General features: G+C 61.8%; 19 protein-coding genes. 5 read left to right on the top strand and 14 right to left on the bottom strand.

Annotation, left to right across the window (positions count from 1 at the left end; genetic code table 11):
* Positions 1–17 precede the first annotated feature (17 nt).
* The 6 genes from VRZ08_RS05140 to kdpF all read right to left on the bottom strand — a co-directional run bounded on the left by VRZ08_RS05140 (position 18) and on the right by kdpF (position 8170).
* Complete coding sequence (locus VRZ08_RS05140) at positions 18–731, bottom strand: response regulator (RefSeq protein ID WP_414531801.1); 714 nt, start codon at positions 729–731, stop codon at positions 18–20.
* The gene (locus VRZ08_RS05135) at positions 703–3393 is read right to left on the bottom strand and encodes a DUF4118 domain-containing protein (RefSeq protein ID WP_414531836.1); all 2691 of its coding nucleotides are present in this window, start codon (positions 3391–3393) and stop codon (positions 703–705) included. The genes VRZ08_RS05140 and VRZ08_RS05135 overlap by 29 nt, the downstream gene beginning before the upstream one ends.
* Before the next feature lie 51 nt (positions 3394–3444).
* Positions 3445–5526: a potassium-transporting ATPase subunit KdpB gene (kdpB, locus tag VRZ08_RS05130; RefSeq protein WP_414531800.1), complete on the bottom strand. Its 2082-nt coding sequence runs from the start codon at positions 5524–5526 to the stop codon at positions 3445–3447.
* A 15-nt stretch (positions 5527–5541) separates the two neighbouring features.
* Positions 5542–6204 (bottom strand): potassium-transporting ATPase subunit KdpC, encoded by a 663-nt coding sequence (kdpC, locus tag VRZ08_RS05125; RefSeq protein ID WP_414531835.1) that lies wholly within the window; start codon positions 6202–6204, stop codon positions 5542–5544.
* Between the two features lie 34 nt (positions 6205–6238).
* The gene (kdpA, locus tag VRZ08_RS05120) at positions 6239–7942 is read right to left on the bottom strand and encodes a potassium-transporting ATPase subunit KdpA (protein WP_414531799.1); all 1704 of its coding nucleotides are present in this window, start codon (positions 7940–7942) and stop codon (positions 6239–6241) included.
* A gap of 132 nt (positions 7943–8074) precedes the next feature.
* Positions 8075–8170 carry a K(+)-transporting ATPase subunit F gene (gene kdpF / locus VRZ08_RS05115; protein WP_414531798.1) on the bottom strand — a complete coding sequence of 32 codons (96 nt, stop codon included), beginning with the start codon at positions 8168–8170 and terminating at the stop codon, positions 8075–8077.
* Between the two features lie 532 nt (positions 8171–8702).
* On the opposite strand from kdpF, the gene VRZ08_RS05110 reads away from it, so the two are divergent.
* The 4 genes from VRZ08_RS05110 (at position 8703) to VRZ08_RS05095 (ending at position 12376) form a co-directional block, all read left to right on the top strand.
* On the top strand, positions 8703–9671 hold the full coding sequence (locus tag VRZ08_RS05110; RefSeq protein WP_414531834.1) for a LysR family transcriptional regulator: 969 nt from the start codon (positions 8703–8705) through the stop codon (positions 9669–9671).
* 249 nt (positions 9672–9920) lie between these two features.
* Complete coding sequence (locus VRZ08_RS05105) at positions 9921–11039, top strand: outer membrane beta-barrel protein (protein WP_414531797.1); 1119 nt, start codon at positions 9921–9923, stop codon at positions 11037–11039.
* A gap of 76 nt (positions 11040–11115) precedes the next feature.
* A complete protein-coding gene (locus VRZ08_RS05100) occupies positions 11116–11400 on the top strand; it encodes a hypothetical protein (RefSeq protein WP_414531796.1) in 285 nt (94 codons plus the stop codon).
* Position 11401: 1 nt separating this feature from the next.
* The gene (locus VRZ08_RS05095; RefSeq protein WP_414531795.1) at positions 11402–12376 is read left to right on the top strand and encodes a class I SAM-dependent methyltransferase; all 975 of its coding nucleotides are present in this window, start codon (positions 11402–11404) and stop codon (positions 12374–12376) included.
* A 278-nt stretch (positions 12377–12654) separates the two neighbouring features.
* Here the strand turns inward: VRZ08_RS05095 and VRZ08_RS05090 are convergent, their stop codons facing one another.
* The gene (locus tag VRZ08_RS05090; RefSeq protein WP_414531794.1) at positions 12655–13497 is read right to left on the bottom strand and encodes a winged helix-turn-helix domain-containing protein; all 843 of its coding nucleotides are present in this window, start codon (positions 13495–13497) and stop codon (positions 12655–12657) included.
* A 21-nt stretch (positions 13498–13518) separates the two neighbouring features.
* A complete protein-coding gene (locus tag VRZ08_RS05085) occupies positions 13519–13845 on the bottom strand; it encodes a hypothetical protein (RefSeq protein WP_414531793.1) in 327 nt (108 codons plus the stop codon).
* A 186-nt stretch (positions 13846–14031) separates the two neighbouring features.
* On the opposite strand from VRZ08_RS05085, the gene VRZ08_RS05080 reads away from it, so the two are divergent.
* Positions 14032–14304: a hypothetical protein gene (locus VRZ08_RS05080; protein WP_414531792.1), complete on the top strand. Its 273-nt coding sequence runs from the start codon at positions 14032–14034 to the stop codon at positions 14302–14304.
* A 35-nt stretch (positions 14305–14339) separates the two neighbouring features.
* Here VRZ08_RS05080 and VRZ08_RS05075 read toward each other — a convergent pair whose 3' ends face one another.
* Genes VRZ08_RS05075 through trbK-alt form a run of 6 tightly spaced genes read right to left on the bottom strand, consistent with a single transcriptional unit; the run spans position 14340 to position 19285 of the window.
* Positions 14340–14579, bottom strand: coding sequence for a DUF2274 domain-containing protein (locus tag VRZ08_RS05075; RefSeq protein ID WP_414531791.1), 240 nt, complete (start codon positions 14577–14579; stop codon positions 14340–14342).
* A 1-nt stretch (position 14580) separates the two neighbouring features.
* A complete protein-coding gene (locus VRZ08_RS05070) occupies positions 14581–15840 on the bottom strand; it encodes a TrbI/VirB10 family protein (protein ID WP_414531790.1) in 1260 nt (419 codons plus the stop codon).
* Positions 15837–16862 carry a P-type conjugative transfer protein TrbG gene (trbG, locus tag VRZ08_RS05065; protein WP_414531789.1) on the bottom strand — a complete coding sequence of 342 codons (1026 nt, stop codon included), beginning with the start codon at positions 16860–16862 and terminating at the stop codon, positions 15837–15839. The genes VRZ08_RS05070 and trbG overlap by 4 nt, the downstream gene beginning before the upstream one ends.
* The gene (gene trbF, locus VRZ08_RS05060) at positions 16859–17542 is read right to left on the bottom strand and encodes a conjugal transfer protein TrbF (protein ID WP_414531788.1); all 684 of its coding nucleotides are present in this window, start codon (positions 17540–17542) and stop codon (positions 16859–16861) included. Before trbF ends, trbG begins: the two co-directional genes overlap by 4 nt.
* Entirely contained in the window at positions 17542–18903 is a 1362-nt protein-coding gene (gene trbL / locus VRZ08_RS05055; protein WP_414531787.1) for a P-type conjugative transfer protein TrbL, read from the bottom strand. The genes trbF and trbL overlap by 1 nt, the downstream gene beginning before the upstream one ends.
* A gap of 4 nt (positions 18904–18907) precedes the next feature.
* Entirely contained in the window at positions 18908–19285 is a 378-nt protein-coding gene (gene trbK-alt / locus VRZ08_RS05050; RefSeq protein WP_414531786.1) for a putative entry exclusion protein TrbK-alt, read from the bottom strand.
* Positions 19286–19300: the final 15 nt, after the last annotated feature.

Here is a 19300-nt window from a genome sequence, read left to right as displayed (position 1 = left end):
TTACTGTGGCTGGAAACCTAGTTCGTTCCTGAAATCTCTAAACCCGAGAGCCGGTAACCGACTTGCAACTCCGTGATCAGATGCACCGGCTGCGAGGGATCGTCCTCAAGCTTTTGCCGAAGCTGGGCCATGTAAATACGTATGTAGTGTGAGCGGTCGGCATAGCCCGGACCCCATACGTCCATGAGCAGTTGCCGATGCGTGAGAACCTTGCCGTGTCCATGGATCAGCGCCGTCAGCAGCCGAAATTCGTTCGGTGTCAGATGCACGGGTTCGTCTGCTCGCGCGACTTCATGGGTCGCGAGATTAACCGTCACCTGTCCAAACTTGACCAACGGCGAGGCCGTGTCGCCCTGTGAGACCGTGCTCGCGCGGCGCAGTTGCGCGCGCACGCGCGCAAGCAGCTCGGGAACGCCGAAGGGCTTTGTCAGATAGTCGTCGGCGCCGGCATCCAACGCTTCGACCTTTTCGGTTTCCTGTTCCCGCGCCGAAAGCACGAGAATCGGAGCCGACACCCAATTCCGAACCTCGCGAATAAGCGCCTTTCCATCCCCGTCCGGCAAGCCGAGGTCGACGATCATCAGGTCTGGTTTCCGGCTCCCTGCGTTGAGACGCGCGTCCTCGGCCGTGGTTGTCTCGAAAACGTTCATACCTTCCTTTTCCAGCGCCATGCGGACAAAGCGGCGGATGTCGGCTTCGTCCTCAACGATCAGGATTCGTGGCTTGATCATTCAAAGTCTCACTCTCGATCTCGGGGGGCGTACCGAGGGGCAGCCGGATCTCAAAGGCTGCGCCGTGCGGTTTGCGTGCTTCTGCCCTGATGCTCCCCCCGTGGGCGACAACGATGCTGCGACAGAGGGCCAGGCCGAGGCCGACGCCGGCGATTGAAGACTCCTTCTGACCCCGCGCAAAGGGCTCAAAGAGCGCCTCGGGAGTCGGCGTCGGCAGCCCCGGACCATCATCCTCGATGACCAAGTACATCGAGTCCCCCGACGCCCCGCCGCGAATGGTGATCGTGCTTGTCGTTGGTGTGTATTTCGCGGCATTGTCGAAAAGATTGATCAGGACACGCTCAATCAGGGTCGCATCGACCTCGACGAGAGGTAGGTTGGGCGTCAAGTTGGTTTGGACCGTCCTCGGCTTCAGAAATGTAGTCGATTGGGCGATTGCACTGCCTACGATCTCGCTAAGCGAATGCCATTCCCTATTGAGGCGCACGCCTTGGCTTTGCATTCGCGCCAAGTCGAGTAGATTGCTGACAAGCCGCTTCAGCTCGTCGGCTTGCTGCCTTATGGACCGGGCCAGGTCGCTTCGATCGCTGTCGGGAAGGCCGTGCGTCCGCTCAAGGGTCTCGGCCAGCCCGCGTATCGCTGTAAGCGGGGTCTTGAGATCGTGGGACACCGCGGACAAGAGGGCGTTACGAAGCTTCTCGCCTTCCATTCGGACCAGCGTGTCCTGGGCGACTTCCACGAAATGGATGCGCTCGAGCGCCAAGCCGATGGTCGAGCAGCAGGCGTCCAGTAGGCGGCGGTCATCCGGGTCGTACGCCGGCAGCTCGCCGATCGGCAGGACGGCAAGCACGCCTCGTGTCGCCATCGAAGCCTTCAGGGGAAGATAGAGGGCCTCGGCTGCGTTCAAGGTCTGAGTCCCAAGTCCGGCCTCTTGGGCGTGGTCGAAGGCCCATTGCGCGACGGACAGATCGACGTCGCCGCCCGTATCCTGGGTCGCTAGGAGTTGTCCCTTCTCATTCGGTATGAGGAGAATAGCCTGAGCGCCGATCAAAGGGGTAATTGCATCCCGGCATATTGAGAAAACCTGTTCGACCTTTATGGCGCTAGACAAGTCACGGGCGACGCGGGCCAGCGTGGAAGCCCTGCGCTCACCGGCCCGAGCGACCCGAGCCTCGGATCGCATGCGGGCGGCGAGTTGGCTGATGATAAGCGCCGCACCGAGCATCAATGCAAAAGTGAAGAGATACTGGGTGTCCGTGACGGCAAAAGACATCGTAGGCGCGATGAAGAAGAAGTCGAAGCAGGCGACAGACAGCAACGCCGCCCACGCGCCTGCGACGCGGCCGAGACGCATTGCGACAAAGACCACCGTCATCAGGAACAGCATAACGACGTTGGCGGGGTCGAAGACGCGGAGCAGCCAGGCGGCAAGCGCGGTCGTCAGACCACAAGCAAGCGTAGCGACGGCAAGCGCCCAACCGTAGCCTTCCGGTCTATCGGTGACTGTGCGTTTGACCGTCGGGCGGACCTCATCCACGCCGAGCAGGATCAGCCCCATTTCCGGGCCGGCGCGCGCGAGCCTCTCCTGAAGGCGTGATCGGAAGGGAATGAAGCGCCAGCCGAGCGGATTGCCGACGATGAGTTTGGTGACATTACGCCGACGTGCGAAATTCAGAAGCGTTTCGGCGACATCCTGCCCTGGCACGTTCGCAAATTCGGCCCCCGCGGCCTGGGCTGCTGAGGCGATGCTTTGCAGGGCCTCGCGAGCTTTGATGTCATCGCCGCGGTAGGGCCGATCAACGTGAACCACAATCCATTTGGTCTGCAAGCGCTGGGCGAGCCGTGCGCCTTCGCGGATCAACCGCTCTTGTGAGCGATCCGCACTGACGCAAACCATGAGCATGTCCTGCGTGGGCCAGACCGTCTTGACGGCGTGCGATACGCGATAGGTTCGCACGTCCGCATTGACCCGATCGGCGACCCGGCGGAGCGCTAGTTCGCGGAGCGCGATCAGGTTGCCGCGGCGGAAAAAATTCTGGCGCGCGCGCTCGATCGAGACCGGCAGATAGACTTTGCCGGCGTTCAGCCGCGCCAGCAGATCGTCCGGCGGCAAGTCAACGAGAACGACATCGGTTGCGGAGTCAAAGATGCGGTCGGGAACGGTCTCCCGGACGCGAATACCAATGATGCCACCAACGATGTCGTTGAGACTTTCGAGGTGCTGGACATTGAGCGCCGTGAAGACGTCGATGCCGGCGTCGAGCAGCTCTTCGACATCCTGCCAGCGTTTTGAGTGGCGGCTGCCGGCCGCGTTGGTGTGCGCCAACTCATCGACGACCAGGAGCTTGTATCCCGACGCGAGAGCGCCATCGAGATCGAACTCGGTGGTGGGCCTTCCGTTACCGCTTACCGTGTTGCGCGGCAAAACAGGAAGGCCCTCCAGCATTCCTTCGGTGTCTTTTCGTCCGTGGGTTTCGACGACCCCGATCCCGACTGCAACGCCCTCAGCGTGGAGGTGGCGCGCTGCCTGAAGCATTGCGAAGGTTTTCCCCACCCCGGCGCAGGCGCCGAAGAAAATCTTCAGCTGCCCGCGTTTGGCGCGATGGGTTTCATCCTTCACGACCTCCAGCAGATCGTCAGGATCGGGTCTTTCATTCGTCATCACCTGATATAACCCTCAAGACCGGACCCACCTCTGCTTGAGTTTCCTTCGCTAGAAGAAGGGGGTCAGCAGGATGTCGATCAGCTTTATACCGATAAACGGCGCTATTATCCCACCCAATCCGTAGATCAGCAGGTTCCGGCTGAGGAGCCGCGCCGCCGGTTCAGCCCGATATTGGACCCCCCGGAGGGCCAGGGGGATCAGCACCACGATGATCAGGGCATTGAAGATCACTGCGGAAAGGATCGCCGATGCCGGGCTGTGGAGGCCCATGATGTTGAGGGCAGCCAGCGAAGGATAGGTCGCCACGAAGGCGGCCGGAATGATCGCGAAATATTTCGCCAGGTCGTTGGCGACGCTAAACGTCGTCAGCGCGCCGCGGGTCATAATCATCTGCTTTCCGACTTCGACGACGCGCAGGAGCTTGGTGGGATTGCTGTCGAGGTCCACCATGTTGCCGGCTTCCTTGGCGGCCTGCGTGCCACTGTTCATTGCCAAGGCGACATCGGCCTGGGCCAGCGCAGGGGCGTCGTTGGTGCCGTCACCGGTCATAGCGACCAGCCGTCCTTCGGCTTGGTAATCCCGAATGAGGCGCAGCTTATCTTCCGGTGTCGCCTCCGCGAGATAGTCGTCGACGCCTGCCTCCGCCGCGATTGCCGCGGCAGTAAGCTTATTGTCGCCGGTGATCATCACGGTTTTGATTCCCATGCCGCGGAGTTCGGCAAAGCGCTCCTTGATGCCGCCCTTGACGATGTCTTTCAGCTCGACGACGCCAAGAACCTTAACGCCATCACTGACAACCAGCGGCGTGCTACCGCGCCGGGAGACGTCGTCGACGATCTTCCCGACCTCCTGGGGGAATACGCCTCCCATCGCTTCGACATGCGCGCGGATCGCACTGGCCGCACCCTTTCGGATTTCACGCCCATCGATGTTAATTCCGCTCATGCGTGTATGGGCGCTAAACGCGATCGCTTCAGCACCGTGCAGCTCGCGACCACGGATATTGAAGGTGTTCTTGGCCAACACTACGATCGAGCGACCTTCCGGGGTCTCGTCGGCGAGCGAAGCAAGCTGAGCCGCGTCAGCAAGCGCGCGTTCCTCAACACGGGGGGCCGGATGAAATTTGGTGGCCTCACGATTGCCGAGAGTGATCGTGCCCGTCTTGTCGAGCAAAAGAACGTCGACGTCGCCTGCCGCCTCGATGGCACGCCCTGAGGTCGCTAGCACGTTGGCCTTTATCATTCGGCTCATGCCGGCGATGCCGATTGCCGAAAGCAGCGCACCGATGGTCGTCGGGATCAGGCAGACGAGCAGGGCGATCAGCACGGTGATCGTCACGACCGAACCACCGCCAGCAACCAGCGTGCTGAAACTCGAGAACGGCAGCAGGGTTACGCACACCAGGAGGAAGATCAGGGTGAGCGCCACGAGCAAGATGGTCAGCGCGATTTCGTTAGGTGTTTTCCCACGCTTGGCGCCTTCCACCATAGCGATCATGCGGTCCAAGAACGCTTCGCCGGGCTTTGCGGTCACGCGCATGATGATCCAGTCCGACAAGACGCGCGTGCCGCCCGTAACAGAGCAAAAGTCGCCGCCTGATTCGCGGATCACTGGGGCGGATTCGCCGGTGATGGCGGATTCGTCGACGGAAGCCGCGCCTTCGATCACTTCCCCGTCTGCGGGAATGATCTCTCCAGCTTCAACGAGGAGGTACGTGCCGACACTCAGCTCGTCACTTGGCTGCGGCCAAGATTCGCTCTCGCGGCTTGGCTCCTTGAGCACGCGGGCGACGACCCGCTGGCGGGTTGCCCGGAGGGCGTCGGCCTGGGCCTTTCCCCGCCCTTCTGCCAACGCTTCAGCCGCGTTGGCGAAAAGGACAGTAAACCACAGCCAAGCCGCGACGGCGAAGATGAAGATGGCCGAAGCCTCCCCCTTTCCCGTCAGCGACTGAATCCAGAGCAACGTGGTCACGATGCTTCCGAGATAGACGACGAACATCACCGGGTTCTTCGCCTGGATCCGTGGAGACAGCTTGGCGAAGGATTCGCCGAGGACCGATGTCCATGAAATAGGCTTGACGTTGCCGGTCAGACTCGCGCTCTGCGACGTCGTTACATCCAGATGTGACATGATTACACCGCTTTCTTATTGCGCTGTGCGCCGCCCTTGGGCGGCGGCATCGAGCGCAAGATTCAATTCCAGGACATTGATCCTCGCATCACCGAGGAGACCGAGTTGGCGGCTGGTCGTGTGTTGATCGACGAGGGAAAGGACGCTCTCGGTAGAGAGGCCGCGCGCTTTGGCTACTCGTGGTGCCTGCAGGCGGGCGTTAGCGATCGAAATGTCCGGATCGAGGCCGGAGGCTGACGCCGTAACGGCGTCGACGGGTACGGGCGCGTTGGCAGCCAGGCCGTTTTCTTCGCGGTAGGCTTTGGTACGCTCCGCCACAGCATCGAGCAGCTTCTTGCTGATCGCACCTTGATTGCTGGCGGCGCTCAGAGCGGCGTTATAGGGCTGATCGACGGTCTTTGATGGGTCATTGGGATCCGTCCCCGACGTGACGCTCGGCCGACCGTGGAAGTATTCGGGTTTGGTGAAATACTGCCCAATCAGGCGCGAACCGACAGCCTTCCCGTCTTTGACGATCAGACTTCCTTGTGCCTGATCGGGAAAGAGTAGGTTTGCGACACCTGTCGTCGCCAGGGGGTAGGCAAGCCCGGTTACCAGCATGAAAAAGACCGCTGATACGAGCACTGGCCGCGTGAGGCCCTTGAACGCAGGCTGCGATGCCGGGACGGGCGCGTGCATGATGGTTTGTTCGTTGCGCATGAGAGTCATTTCCTCAGAATGTCGTTCCGGCGAGCATCAATAGATGTTCGACGATCGGGCCGAGCGCGAGCGCAGGCAGGAACGTCAAGCCGCCGACGACCAGAACCACGAACACCAGCAATCCGGTGAACAGAGGGGTCGCCGTCGACAGCGTTCCGGGTCCTTCGGGAACGGCTTTCTTGGCGGCCATCACGCCAGCGACGGCAAGCATCGGCAGGAGAGTGAAGAACCTGCCAATCAACATGGCGAGGCCAATCGTGGTGTTGAAGAACGGCGTGTTAGCGTTGAAGCCAGCGAAGGCGGAGCCGTTGTTGGCGGTGCCTGACGTGTATGCGTAGAGTACTTCGCTGAATCCGTGCGGACCCATGTTCGCAAGACTGCCTAGAGTAGCTGGCATCAGACAAGCCAACGCGGTGAAGCCCAAGATACTGAACGGATGCGCCAGCACGGCGATCATCACGTATTTCATCTCACGCGCCTCGACTTTCTTGCCGAGAAACTCCGGAGTGCGCCCGATCATCATGCCGACGAGGAAGACCGTAAGGATCGCGTAGGTCACAAGGTTGATCAGACCGACACCGTCGCCGCCGAACACGTTGTTCAGCATCATCTGCGCGATCGGTACCAGACCACCGAGCGGCGTGAGCGACGCGTGCATCGAATCGACCGAACCGGTGGTCGCCGCGGTTGTTGTCGTCACGAACAGGCTCGTCTGAGCAATGCCGAAGCGCAGTTCCTTGCCTTCCATATTGCCGCCAGCTTGGAGAGCTGTCTGAGCCTGGTTGACGCCCATCGGGGACAGTAGCGGATTGCCGCCCTGCTCAGAGCTATAGACAAGCGCAAGGAAGCCGATGAACATCACAAGGAAGGCGCCGAAGAATGCCCAACCCTGGCGGCGGCGCAGCACCATCGATCCGAAGGTGTAGGTCAGCGCCGACGGGATCAGCAACATGCTGAGGATGTGTAACGTGTTGGTGAGCGGAGTTGGGTTCTCGAACGGATGAGCCGCGTTCATGCCGTAGAAACCGCCGCCATTGGTGCCGATGTGCTTGATGGTCTCGAAGCTCGCCACCGGGCCCAGGATCAACTGTTGTTTGACGCCTTCCAGAGTTGTCACGATCGCATCGGCACTGAGCGTCTGCGGCATGCCCTGCCAAACATAGACAAGGGCCATAACGAAGCAGAGTGGCAAAAGCAGGCGGTAGAGAACCCGCGTAAAGTCGACCCAGTAACTGCCAATATCGGCAGTCGTCTTGCGGCTGAGTCCACGGATAAATCCGCCCGCCGCTGCGACGCCAGTCGCAGCGCTGATCGACATCAGAAAGGTGATGGCCGCCATTTGCGAGAAATTCGAGAGGCTCGATTCGCCCGAGTAAGCCTGCCAGTTCGTGTTGGTCGTGAAGGACGCGGCGGTGTTAAAGGCGAGGTCTGGCGTCTGGGCGGCGCGCGCGAGCGTATCGCCCGGCAGGAACCCCTGCATTCGAAGCAGGAAATAGCCCAGCAAGAGCATGGCGGCGTTGCTGAGCAGCAGCACGATTCCGTAGCGCTTCCACGACATGCGCTCCTCAGGATCGACGCCCAGGATACGATAGGTGGCCCGCTCGATAATGTTGTGTTTGGGGCTGGTGAATAGGTGTGTCATCCACTTGCCGAGGACCACGACCAGCCCGGTCATGATCGCAAGGATGACGACAAATTGTGTGATGCCTTCAGTCATGACGAGCGCCCCTCAAATCCGATCCAGGGCGATGATGAACCCCGCCGTGGTTACGAAGAAGACGAGCGTCACAGCTACGAATATGAGGTCGCCCATAGTTGTCACCGAGTTTTATTGTTACGATTACCGTCCTCAGAAGCGTTCCGGCTTCACGAGGGCGTAGAAGAGATAGACCGTGAGGCCGGCGGCGCAGAGGCCGGCGAGCCAGGTCATTGCTGCAGCCGCCATGGCTCACCTCCGGCGGGTTGCGAGGTAATGGAAATAACCAGAAGGCCAAGCGACGCGCACGGGTCGTTTGCGACGCACCTCGATGGTGGCCTTGATGATGGTAGTAGGTGACTGTTGAGCATGCGTATTGGCTCCAGTTTCAGCTTGGAATGCTGGCCCGGATGTAGTCCGTCGCATGTCAGGGTGGCGCTGAGTTTTTATGCCAACGCGTAAGGACGGCATAAAGATAAGAAGATCTGGCAGGTGGCGGCCTGCCTTAACTAAGGCTCTATGGCAAGCTGGGCGTAGTCTTAAGGCAGCCGTACATGGTTGGGGGAGAGTGTGGGCGCAAGCGGCTTGCCTAGCGCTTTACGCGATTCTTATATCGACGAATAAAACAGTATGCCGAATTTACATCCGTCTGCGTAAGTCAGCTTTTCCCCTCGGGCGACTAAGTGGCTGATAACTAGCTGACGTTGGGACAAGATTCGGAACGACCTCCTCCTGCCACGTGGTGACCCCATCCTAAATCGCAGATGAACTGATCGTGTCTATGCCGAAGTGCAATGTTGAGGTTCGGCACCTTCGCTTTGTCGTGACGGCCGCGGCCGAAGGGAGCTTCAGAAGAGCCTCCGCCAAGCTCGGCGTGCGGGAGTCGACGATCAGCCGGCAGATCAGGGATTTGGAAGATGGACTCGGCTCCAGTCTTTTCATCCGACGACGATCCGGCGTGTCTCTCACGCAAGCCGGGGAGAATTTTGTTCGCCGGGCGCAATGCGCGCTGACGCAAATTGAATATGCGGTGCGCGATATCGGCGTGATCGGGCGTGGCGGCAGCGGCGTCATCCGGATCGGCCTCTTTTCTTCTTTGGCGACCGGCTTCGTTGCCGAACTAATTTCGCGCTTTAGCGAACATCATCGTGAAGTCCAATTTGAATTCGTCGAAGATTATCACATTGAACTTATACCAGCGATTCGTCGGCACGAGCTTGATGTCGCTTTCCTGACCGAGCCATTAGAAATCGAAGGCTTTAGTTCCATTCGCTTCTGGAACGAACAGGTGTACGTCGTTCTGGCTGAGGGCGATCCACTCGCGTGTCAATCTGAAATCTCATTTGGCGATATACGCTACCGACGCTTCATAGTGACCGAAGTTGCACCAGGACGGGATATAGAAAGCTTCCTCATTCGTAATTTATCGACATTCGGGCATCAGCCCCAGATCCAGCGCAACCAAGTGTCTCGTCAAACCCTAATGCAGCTTGTCGCGTGTGGCCGTGGAATTACCCTAGCGAGCCACTCCGTTACAGAAGCGCGATTTGCTGGCGTTGTTTACCGGCCTCTGGCTGGATGTTCTCTTCCTTTTTGCGGGATATGGTCGGATGAGAATGACAATCCCGCGTTCCGACGGCTATTGAGCGTGGCAAACATCCTATGCAGGGGGCGCTTGGGTTTTGCGTCAAATGGATCCCGCGTCCCCCGGTCTAGCGCAGACTCAACCGATATTGCTTCTTCTATGTAATAGGGAGGCATCGTCGTTATATGATCCTTACGGGTCATGGGAAGATAAAGCGCCGATTTTACACCCCTCCTCTTAATTCTCGCGTGCATCGACCTTCAAGCAAGGGAAATGCACCTAATGACAACTCCTTTATCCCCACCATTGCGTGTTCTTTGTACTTCTCGGCGTTCGGGACGTGGCCGTCGCGGCAGCCCATCCGTGCGAGTGTTCCTTTTGCTTGGCAGTATCGGCGCCCTCTCCTGGGCCGGTATGGCCAACGCCGACCCACTTCCAAGCCCCAGCTTTTCCGGGCCGCTCGTCCCTAACCCGCAACCCTTCACGGTCGACGCGGGGCCCTTCGGATCGGTCGCCATTACCGGCCAGGTGAGCGGAATCGGCACCCTCCAGACGAATGCGAATCATGCCGGGGGGATCGGCAATCAAGATGGGTTTGTCGATCTGAGCAATGGACAGATCGAGATTCAGACCACCCAAGGGCCTCTGCAGTTCTACGTTCAGGCCGGTGCCTATTCCCTGCCGTCGCTAGGCTCGTCCTACCTGCAAGCGACCAAAGCGACGGACCAGTTGTTCGGTCCTGTTCCGGTCGCCTATGCGAAGGGGGTGATTACGCCGGAGCTGTCGGTCATGGCCGGCCTGCTTCCGACGATGGTGGGCGCGGAATCGACCTTCACTTTCCAGAACGTCAACATCGAACGCGGGCTGCTCTGGAATCAAGAGCCGGCCGTCAGCCGCGGCGTGCAGGTCAATTATGCGCACGGGCCAGTCTCCGCGGCGATCTCGCTGAACGACGGGTATTTTTCCGGCAAGCTTAACTGGCTTTCGGGGACGTTGGGCTATGCGATCGACTCGTCGAGCTCGATCAGCTTCGTAGGCGCCGGCAGCCTTTCGCGAAACGACAAGTCGTCGGTCGCCACCCCTGTCGCGCAGAACAACAGCAGCATCTTCAATCTCATCTTCACCCACACCAGCGGGCCGCTGACGCTCACCCCCTATCTGCAGTACAGCCATGTCGGGCGTGATGACCGGCTCGGCATCAACCGCCCGGCTGACACCTATGGCGGCGCGCTGCTCGTGAAATACACGCTGAACAGCGAATGGTCGGTCGGCGGCCGCGCCGAATATCTGAAGACGACCGGCGGGACATGCGGGGCGGACGCCAACTGCATGCCGACCAATCTGCTCTACGGCGCAAAGAGCGACGCCTGGTCGCTCACGCTCACGCCGACCTATCAGAAGGGCGTGTTCTTCGCACGTGGCGAGCTGTCTTACACCCGGATCGGCGGCCTTCAGTCCGGCTCGGGCTTCGGCCGCGACTTTAACCAGCGCGACCAGGTCCGCGGCCTAATCGAGACCGGAATCCTCTTCTGATGCTTGGGCGGCGTGGTCGGAAAGCTGCGCCGCCCAACCAAACGCAGACGATCACTCACGAGCAAGGAGATAGAGTATGACCTCCGACGAATCCGACGAACCTGACGGTGAATCACGTCAGCTCTTTTTCATGGCCCCCGACCATCTGGGCCATTGGGTCGTTCAAGACCGGTCCTGCAGCCGATCAGGCTATTTCACCAATCGGGAATGGGCGCAAAAATTCGCCCTCTCCGAAAATGGGCGCCGCCCTGACCTGATCGTCGAACTTCCCGAAGCCAGCGCCCTCATTTTTCGGCAAGTGGCCTTCCACAACAGCGATGCTTCGAAGAGCAGAGCGCCCTCTTATCGGAAGGCGGCCTGACATGCTCGCAATCAGCAAAGAAGTTCGCACGTCGCCTGTTGCGAAAGCCTACGACCTGTCGGGTGCCGCCTATGGCAGCTATGCCGATGGAGATACATCGGATCTGTTCCGCTTTAGCGGGCCGCACGCCTACGCGGACCACCAAGTCTGGACGTGCATCATGGCCAAGCTATCCGAGATACGCCGGTCCGGCGCGACGTCCGTCAGCGTCCTCGACGCTGGGTGTGGGCCCGGTACATGGCTAAAGCGCTTGGTGATCAGTGCTAGAGAAATGGGCTTCGTCGAGATCTCGGCCCGTGGATTCGATGTTTCCGCGGAGCAGATCCAGCAGGCGCGCCTATATTGCCGCAGCCTCTCATCTCTTCCCGGTGTCAGGCTGGAATTCACGGTCGGGGACCTTACCCATTCTCTTCCCGAGGCGGATGACAGCATCGATCTTACGCTGTGTCTCTACAGCGTACTCAGCCACATTCCTCCAGCGGAGCTTCCATCCGTCGCGAGGGAATTTGGGCGCGTTACCCGCGGCAGTTTCATAACGACCGTCCGGCCGCTTGGGAGTATGGCCTCCGGACTTGTCGCGTCGATAAGCGACGTGCGTCAACTCCGCCATGATCAGCGACGTAATTGGTGCGAAGTGGAACTCGCAGACGGCTGCCGCGCTGCGTTCAGCTTCCATCTCTTCTCCACCGACGAACTGAGATCGCTCTTTAGAGGCGTCTTTGAGATCGAGGTTCTTGAAGGATTAGATTTCTTTCATGGGCGCTTCGCGGCCGACCCGCGATGGAATCCGCCTGGCCAAGACCTTAGCCATGCACTGGCGCTGGAACTTGCCAAGATGGAGAAGAGCTTCTCGGCCAACTCCGAATACAACGATCACGCCAATCACCTGCTACTGATCGGTCACAAGCTGGCAGTCGCTCATCAATCGGACAAACAGCCGACCCGGCCCAAGCTAACGCTACGTTCGGCTCGATAGACATAGCTTAAATTGAGGGTGCGGTCGGTGAGTTGGCCCGGTATTCTCGTCTTCCTTATTGTGGTCGGCGCTCTGGCGGCCGCTGCATGGTTGAGTAGAATTGCCGGCGCCAAGTCACCGATCGATCCGACGATTGGGTTCCGCGATCCCGAGCGGGACTATTGGGAACTGCATCGCGAGAGACATCCCCACCTATCGCGGGCGGTTGAGGGGGGTGAACGTGGCAAAGCCCGTTCAGTCACGGAGGGCGGCGGCGGCCCCTCGCATTGACGGCGGTCTTATCCGCCGAGAAGGCGGTATCCGACGCACCGCTCGGTCTTCAAGAGGCGCTGATCGTTCGAACGTCCGGTCAGCTTGCGCCGGAGGCTCTGGATGACCTGGCGCAGCGCCGTGCGACGCGCATTGGAGGACGTCCCCCAAACGCTCTTCTCAAGATCGCGGAAGCGAGAAACGCCGCCGCGGCTTTGCGCCAAGGTCCAGAGCGCCCGATATTCAACCGCTGTCAGCGCGATCTCACGGCCTCCGGCCTGAGCGCGAGGCTGGTGCAGGTGGAGACGGATAGCGGCTTCGCCGCCTGGGATAACCAAGCCATGCTGCCGCCAGACGGCCCGGAACAGCAGTCCGGCCCGCGCGATCAGGTCCGATTCCAGGAAGGGCGCTTCGAGGCAGTCGATCCCAGAGTCGACCACCTGCACAATGGTGTCTGGATCGCCGTTCTGGAGAACGAACAGCATGGGCAGCTCGGGGCGCACGCCAAGGAGGGAAGCGCACCACGCCAGCTCTGCTGGGTCGCCCGACACTACAGCGACATCGTATTGACGTTTGGCGAGCGCGCCCAACACCGCCCGCGGTTCGGTGAAGCCAGTCGCCTTGCATCCGGCACGTTGTAAAATGCGTGCAATATAGCGCCGGCTGCCTGCGTCAGGAGCGATAACCGGGATCGTGGCGTAGCCGTCCAGGGCTACCTGCGGCCACTGGCGCACGACGCGCTCGTCCTCGAGCCCGCTGCTTTGCAAGGCGACGATGGGGCCGACCGCGGATACGGAGGCGGTCGTCCCGTGGGTCGGGGATCGAACAAGCTGAAGCTCAAGGCCGTCGTCGCCGGACCTGATGTTCGACATCGGCTGTGGCTGCATGTGCATTTACGCCAACGCCCTGAGCACGACCGAGCTGATCAGCATCAAAAGGAGCATGGCGAAGCCGTGATCCCAGACGCACAGGCTGGCGGGAGGAATTGGATCGCGCTTCCAGAGCGCGGCGCCGAATACGAGCAGCGCCGAAAATCCGAACATGAGATGGATCAGCGATAGGAAGAGTATCGGTCTATGCTGATCAATGGCCAGTGTAGGAGAGATAAACAGAACGATGAAGCCGACCTGCCCTCCGAACAGCCGTAGATGTCTACGCGAGCGCTCATCGGGATCGCGTAGCACCCTGAGCCAACGACCTGGACCGTACTCGAGCTGCATGGGCGGACGGCTAACATAGCCGGTGTCAGGGTAGCGTAACGTTTGGGGGCGGGCCTGTAAGAACCGTATAGGGATGGCTTCACCGACCTGCCGCTGCGCCCCCTCGCGGCGGCGCAAAATTTGATGCTGTCTTTATTCGGGGGTCGATAGACACAGAGGAAACGCTCGTGATCGACCGACCGAATCATGCTGTCCCGCCTCAATGCCGGATCGCGCCTCGCGATCCGTCGCTTTTGCACGAAACTCGCGATTTCGGCCGTGATCGGCACATACGGTAAGGCTGGCTATCTCACGGCTGTGTCTTTTTGGATCGGCCTTTATTCCGCGTGTTGCGTGGCCTTCGCCCTGATCCTCAAGGAACGCTTTTTTCAGCGAGACGGCTTCAACCATTGGGACGAAGCATTGTGGTTAGGGTTCGTGGCGCTTGGACTGCATATCGCCCGTAATTTTGCCCACTAGCGGCGCAGCGAATGGCAGCAGCCAGGCCGATGGACTCAGCTATCGACCTTCCCGGCCCCAATAGATCGTCGCGTCTTTGCGAAGCCTCGATCCGTGGCGATAAAGCGTTGCAGCATGGGCACGATCAAACGCACGGGGTCAGCGGGCGGATGATTGGTCTCCCGGCCGAGAATTTCGGCATAGGCCGCAAGATCGCGATGAAGGCTGGCGGGCAGCTCCAGCGTGACCTTCACGGGCTTGTCGTCGGCAATTGGGCCGAGCTTCAGCTTCGTCATGTCAACTCCCGTAGGGTTCGAGCGTTAAATCGCGCGTGACGATGACGCGGACGGGGAAACCCGGCCTGATGGTGAGCGTGGGCGCGATGTTGAGCTGGCGCTGGACGATCTGCTGGCCGGTCTGGCTGATGCTGTCGGACGCGCCCTGGCGCAACGCCCGCGCGATGTCGCTCTCCTGGCCGGATGTTCCGGCCTCGGCACCGACGCTCAGGATGGTGGACAGCGCCGCGGCCTTGAACAGTTCGCCCCAGTGATAGTCGACGCCATCCTCGAGGCCGGCATAGCCCTCGGCGTCGGCGCCCGGCTGACGCTCCAGAACGATGGAACGGCCATTGGGGAAGATCAGCCGATTCCAGACGAGCAACACGCGGCGTTGCCCGAAGCCGATGCCGCTGTCATATTGACCGATGACGCGCGTGCCCTGCGGGATCAGGAGAATCCGTCCCGTGGGACTGTCATAGACGTTCTCCGTCACCTGTGCCGTAATCTGGCCGGGAAGATCGGAGCGGATGCCAGTGATGAGCGCGGCGGGGATGATGGCGCCGGCCTGCACCACGTTCGGGGACGTCAGCGCAGCGACGCGATCGGGCGAAGCGATGCGTCGATCGGGCGCCTGGTTGAGGAAGGCGAGCTGGCGATCCTGCGCGGAGGGCGTGGCCGGCGTGGGCGCGAGGCCGAGACTGGCAAGGTCGGTCTGTGGCGCGGCGGCTGGCGCAGGTGAAGTCGTGGCCCCGGCGGCGCTTGGCCGTGTCTCCGTGGACGCGAACAGGCGGGCCGTCCGCGCCGCTTCCAGCTCCTGAATCCGGCGCTGCTCCTCCCGGCTGATCCTCGGAGCGGGTGTCCCACCCGGCGGAGTTGGTGTGGGCTGGCCGGCGTTCTGGGCGCCGATGATCGGTCGGCCCAGATCTCCCGGCAGCGGCGGACCGAGTATCGGGCCGGTATAGTCGCGCGGTAGCGTGTTGAGACCATCCGGCGTCGAGCGGTTGTCGGTCGAGTATAGCTCCTCGCTCGGTTTTCCACCGTGTTGGGTCTGAAGCGCATAGAGGAGCGCGCCGCCGACCCCGACGCCGGCGACCAGGCCGAGCCCCGCCAACACCTTGCGCGACAGCCGCATCACGCGCGGTGGATCGGGCCGCAGCCGCATAGCCGAAGCCGGTTCGCCGGTCAGCGGCCGAGCCTCATCCTCGCTGGCCGGTTCCGACGGGGACGCGCCGACCGGCTTCGCCCCTTGCTCCTTTTCGGGATCGAACTGGTTGGTCACGACGCCGTCCTCCCGTCGGTGCGGGTGATGCGAACGCGCTTCTGATTCTTGTCGGAACCGAAGCGCAGCTCGGCCGCGGCGAAGAGCCGGTCCACGATCATGTAGTTGTCGCGCACGCGATAGTTCACGAGTTCGGAGGTGTCGCCTTCGGCGCCGACGACAAACAGCGGCGGCATTTCTCCCTGGGCGATACCGCGCGGAAACTCGATGAACACTTGCCTGCCGTCGTCGAAAGCGCGCAGCGGCCGCCAGGGGGCTCGGTCGCCCGTCACCTCGTAGCGGAAGTTGACGCGCGATAGATCGACACCGTTGGCGATCGGTTGGGCGGCCTGCGCCTGTTCGTTTTGACGGCGAAGGGCAATGAGCTGGTCCTGCGGATATTGCCAGGACACGGACGCCATGTATGTCGAGGCCGTGGAGCGCAGCTCGACGTAGTAGGTCCGCATGTTGGTGTTGATGACCAGGTTGGTCATCAGGTCCGGCCGCGTGGGCTTGACGAGGATGTGTATCTGCCTCGTGGCGCCGGCTCCGCTCTCGGTGTCGCCGATGATCCAGCGCACGGTGTCGCCAGCGGCGACGGGGCCGGAGCCCACGAATTGCTCGCCGGGCTGGAGGGCGATGTCGGTGATCTGACCGACGGCGGTATAGACCTGATAGAGAGCGCCGGTCGCGAACGGATAGACCTGCATCGAGTTGATGAAGCCGTCGCGGACGGGCTGGACGCGGGCCTGTGCGTTGGCCTGGTTCACGCGCGCCGCCGGGTCGGCCGGTTCGGGCGTGCGGCTCGATGGCCCCACCGGCTTCAACTGGCCGGGCAACGGCAGCGGGCGCGGCAGCTCGACCACCTTGACCGGCGCGGGAGGATCGACGGTCTGCACGGCCGGGGCGGCGTTGTCGTAGGAAATTTCGGGCGGTTTCTGCATGGTGGCGCAGCCGGCGAGCGCCGACGTCGACAGCAGCAAAACCGCGAACGAGGAATTACGGAAAGCCGGCCCTCCGGCTTTGCGGAAGGTGGGCGTCATTGTCCAAGCTCCTTCGACCAGTTGATGGCGTTGACGTAAATTCCGAGCGGATTGGCTCGGAGCTTTTCGGCGTCGCGCGGAGTTTGCACGACGATGGTGAGGATCGCGCTCCAGCGTTCAGTGGCGGCGAGTGCGCCGTCCTGATAGCGGCGCTCGATCCAGGCGACGCGGAAGGAATTGGGCGACGCCCGGATGACGCTGGAGACGTCGACGGCGACCTGCTGCTTGCCGACTTTCGCGAAAGGGTCGTTCGATCGCGCATAGTCGTTGAGCGCAACCGCTCCGGCCTGCGTGGTGAAGTCGTAGGCCCTGAGCCAGTTCTGCCGCACGATGATCGGATCGGCAGGAATTGACCGGACCTGCTCGACGAAGCGGGCCAGGTGGAAGGCGATTTGCGGATCGGTCGGCTGATAGTCGGCGACGGCTGGCGCGACGGCCTGAGCCTGACCGAGCTTATCGACCTGCACCACCCACGGCACGATCGAGCCGTTGGCCGATTGCCAGACGAGCGAGCTCGCCAGTCCGGCCGACAAGGCGAGCGAGCCGAAGGCCATCAGTCGCCAGTTGCGGGCCTGAACGCGAGCGGAGCCGATGCGGTCATCCCATATCTGCGCGGCGCGCTGATAGGGCGTCTCGGGTTGCGGTGTCTTGCCATAGTGGGTGGAGGGTCGTTTGAACATCAGCGGTCGCTTTCGGAGAGGTTGATGGAAGAGCCGCCGCCGTGGCTGTCGCCGGAGCGCACGGCATGGATGGCCGCCTGGACGCCGTGGGACATTTGCTGCGAGCGTTTAATGCGCTTCGCCCAAGCGGGCGGGCCGTCCATCGTCGAGGACGCTGCCGCGGCTTCGGTCGCGGCGGCTTCACCGCCGATCGTGCCGGCAGTGGACGATCCACCTGTCACCTCGAAGGCGGCCCGAGCGCCGGACTGGTAGCTGGACTTGAGGCTGTCAGCCGCGCGGGACGCCGCGCGCTTCAGCGGCGAGGCCGCGGCTTGCGCGCCTGCGCTCGCCACATTGCCGAGACCGGACGTTACAGCGGATGCGCCGGACTGGCCGGCTGCGCCGAGGCTGTAGGCGGTCGAAGCACCACCAGCGAGCGCCGCACCGCCACGAGCAGCGGCGGCGACGCCGCCGGCCAGCGCCGTACCACCGGAAACGGTGGCGCCAGCGGCCGCGGCGCCGGCCGCGACCATCCCGCCTGCGGCCAGGCCAGTTCCAAGGGCGGCGCCGGCGCCAAGCTGCGGGCCGCCTGAGACGAGACCATTCGCGATGCCTGGGCCGAAGATGCCGAGACCTAGGAGCGACAAGGCCGCCAGGACGATCGCCATTGCATCGTCGATGCTCGGTGTAGCCCCCCCGAAGCCGGCGGTGAACTCGGAGAAAAGCGTTGAGCCGATGCCGATGATGACCGCGAGGACGAGCACCTTGATGCCGGAGGAGATGACGTTGCCGAGCACGCGCTCGGCCATGAACGCCGACTTGCCGAAGAGACCGAAGGGAATGAGGACGAAGCCGGCCAGCGTCGTCAGCTTGAATTCGATCAAGGTGACGAACAGTTGGACGGCTAGGATGAAGAAGGCGAGCAGAATCAGCGCCCAAGCGAAGAGCAGGCACGCGATCTGGATGAAATTCTCAAAGAAGGAGACCCATCCCATCAGGTCCGAGATGGAATCGAGCAGAGGTCGTCCGGCGTCGAGGCCGGTCTGAGCCACCTTGCCGGGCCGCAGAAGGTCGGCGACGGTGAACCCCGTGCCGCTCGCTTTCAGCCCCAGGCCAGCGAAGCTGTCGAAGACGATGCGGGCGAGATTATTCCAGTTGCCGATGATGTAGGCGAAGGCGCCGACGAAGAGCGTCTTCTTGACGAGGCGCGCAAAGATGTCGTCGTTAGCGCCCCAACTCCAGAACAGGGCCGCCAGCGTCACGTCGATGACGATCAGTGTGGTGGCGATGAAGGCGACTTCGCCCGTCAGCAAGCCGAAGCCGGAGTCGATGTAGCGGGTGAATACATCGAGGAAGTGGTCGATGACGCCGGTGTTGCCCATGTGCCTACCGAGCCTCCGTCTGGGCAGGCCCGAGCTGCACGGGCGCGTTGGCGGCGGGCGCGCCCTCCTTGCGCAGGAGATCTTCGGCGGGCGTTGTTTCCGCTGGAGGAGTCGACGACGACGGCCCCGACGTCGGGTGCTGGCCAAGGAAGCGGTCGCGATTCTGCGCCCAGACGCGGAGACAGACCGGATTGCGCAGGGCGGGCTCGCCCATGTCTCGACACTGACGGAGCAAGGCGCGCATCGGATCGATCGCGGGGCGTGGCTGGATGGCCATCGCCACCGGCGCGTCCTCTTTGCGGGTCAGCTCAATGACCGTGGCGGTGATGGCGACGGCGACGAACACAACAGCGCCAACGCGAGCGAGCATCTTGCCCTCCATGACGCGATCCTCCCG

Source organism: Rhodopseudomonas sp. G2_2311 (assembly GCF_047501505.1).
Lineage (GTDB): Bacteria > Pseudomonadota > Alphaproteobacteria > Rhizobiales > Xanthobacteraceae > Rhodopseudomonas > Rhodopseudomonas palustris_H.
This window is presented reverse-complemented; position numbering and strand designations above follow the sequence as displayed.